This is a genomic window from Paenarthrobacter sp. (genome assembly GCF_031180005.1).
Classification (GTDB): Bacteria; Actinomycetota; Actinomycetes; order Actinomycetales; family Micrococcaceae; genus Arthrobacter.
This window is the reverse complement of sequence record NZ_JAPSHI010000069.1, coordinates 1-2,322: the sequence shown is the minus strand read 5'-3', so window position 1 is coordinate 2,322 and position 2,322 is coordinate 1. Positions and strand designations below refer to the sequence as shown.

General features: G+C 64.0%; 3 protein-coding genes. 1 reads left to right on the top strand and 2 read right to left on the bottom strand.

What is annotated here, in order from left to right:
* Positions 1 to 495 (top strand): formate--tetrahydrofolate ligase (locus tag RIF72_RS20000; protein WP_309076529.1); only part of this gene is annotated, 495 nt, incomplete at its 5' end.
* Between the two features lie 260 nt (positions 496 to 755).
* Here the strand turns inward: RIF72_RS20000 and RIF72_RS19995 are convergent.
* Together RIF72_RS19995 and RIF72_RS19990 are read right to left on the bottom strand one after the other, a co-directional pair.
* Positions 756 to 1,841 (bottom strand): inositol-3-phosphate synthase, encoded by a 1,086-nt coding sequence (locus RIF72_RS19995; RefSeq protein ID WP_309076528.1) that lies wholly within the window; start codon positions 1,839 to 1,841, stop codon positions 756 to 758.
* Positions 1,842 to 2,004: 163 nt separating this feature from the next.
* The coding region (locus tag RIF72_RS19990; RefSeq protein WP_309076527.1) for an aldo/keto reductase at positions 2,005 to 2,322 on the bottom strand (318 nt) is incomplete at its 5' end.

The following is a 2,322-nucleotide window of genomic DNA, read 5'->3' as shown; positions in this document are numbered from 1 at the left end:
GCCTGGTGCGCTGCCGAGGGAGTCCAGGCCGCCGTCGCCGATGTCTGGGGACGCGGCGGCGGGGGCGACGGCGGCGATGAACTGGCAGCCCTCGTGGCCGGAGTGGTGGCCGGGCCGAACAGCTTCCGGCACCTGTATCCGCTGGAGCTGCCGGTGGAGGACAAGATCCGGACCATTGCGCAGGAAATCTACGGCGCGGACGGCGTCGACTTTTCCGTGCCGGCCCTGAAGCGGCTGGCAGACATTGAACGGAACGGCTGGGGCGGCATGCCGGTATGCATGGCCAAAACCCCGTACTCGTTCACGGACGACGCCTCCCGCCTGGGCGCACCGAAGGGTTTCACCATCCACGTGCGCGATCTCCTGCCCAAGACCGGAGCAGGATTCATCGTGGCGCTGACCGGTGCCGTGATGACCATGCCCGGCCTGCCCGCCGTCCCGGCCGCACTGCGGATGGACGTGGACAGCGCCGGCAACCCGGTAGGCCTCACCTGACCCTCCCCCGTTGCGCTGTCTTACGGCACCTTTGACCACACCCTCTCCCACTTCATGCGGGCTTTCCGGCGATCCTCTCTCACTGCGAATGCCATTCCTCCTACCAGCAACGCCATCCACCACTGCCGGGATTAAAAGGCGCGGCGCTCCCCCACTGAAGTGGGAGAGCGCCGCGTGGAAATAAACGTTATGTGATGAAGGATCGCCTAGAGACCGACGTCAAGTGAGAGAGGGTCCCAGGGGGCAGCCGGACGAACGGGTCAGCGCTCGAGGTCTCCGCGGATGAAGGCTTCGACCTTTTCGCGGGCGAGGTCGTCGTTGAACTGCTCCGGCGGGGACTTCATGAAGTAGCTTGATGCGGAGAGCAGGGGGCCGCCAATGCCGCGGTCCAGCCCGATCTTGGCGGCGCGGATGGCGTCGATGATCACGCCGGCGGAGTTGGGCGAGTCCCAAACTTCCAGCTTGTACTCGAGCGATACGGGGGCGTCACCGAAGTTGCGGCCCTCAAGGCGGACGAAGGCCCACTTGCGGTCATCGAGCCACTGGACGTAGTCGGACGGGCCGATGTGCACATCCTTCGCAGCCAGTTCGGCCTCAACGTTGGAGGTCACGGCCTGGGTCTTGGAGATTTTCTTGGACTCGAGGCGGTCGCGCTCCAGCATGTTCTTGAAGTCCATGTTGCCGCCGACGTTGAGCTGGTACGTGCGGTCGAGCGTGACACCGCGGTCTTCGAAGAGCTTTGCCATGACGCGGTGGGTGATGGTGGCACCGATCTGGCTCTTGATGTCGTCACCAACGATCGGCACACCGGCGGCAGTGAACTTGTCCGCCCACTCCTTGGTGCCTGCGATGAACACGGGCAGGGCGTTGACGAAGGCTACCCCGGCGTCGATGGCGCACTGGGCGTAGAACTCGGCAGCTTCCTGCGAACCAACCGGCAGGTAGCAGACCATGACGTCGACCTTGGCGTCCTTGAGGGCCTGGACAACGTCCACAGGCTCTTCGGTGGACTGCTCGATGGTCTCAAGGTAGTACTTGCCCAAACCGTCGAGGGTGTGGCCGCGCTGCACGGTGACACCGGTGGGCGGCACGTCTGCGATCTTGATGGTGTTGTTTTCGCTGGCCAGGATGGCATCGGCAAGGTCAACACCTACCTTCTTGCCATCCACGTCAAACGCTGCAACGAACTCAACGTCACCCACGTGGTACTGGCCAAACTCGACGTGCATCAGGCCCGGTATCGTGGCCTCGGGGTCAGCGTCCTTGTAGTAGTGGACACCTTGGACCAGGGAAGCGGCGCAGTTTCCTACGCCGACGATTGCAACACGAATCGGATGTGAAGACACGGAACTCCTTTGGGGGACAAACGTCGGCCAGCCAGGTTGCGCTGCGACGAAGGTACGGCGGCGGCCGGCGGGGGCGGCGCCACGCGGCGCCTATTCATTGTACCCAACAGAGTGGGACCGGACTTTGTTCCCCTGTCCCACTCTGTGGATAGGCGGCGGAGACCTAGGCGGGCTGTTTCCAGAGGTTGATGTCCGACTCGACGGCGAACTCGTCAATGGCATTCAGCTCATCCTCGGAGAACTCCAGGTTGTTGATGGCGGCAAGCGTGTCCTCCAGTTGCCGGACGCTCGAGGCGCCCACCAGCGCGGACGTCACGGGTGAGCCCTTGGGCTGGTCGCGCAGAATCCAGGCAACGGCCATCTGCGCCAGCGACTGCCCGCGGTTTTCGGCTATCCCGTGCAGCCCGCGGATCCGGTCCAGCTTTTCATCGGTGATGGAATCTTCCGAAAGGAACCGGGCCTTGGCGGCGCGGGAATCAGC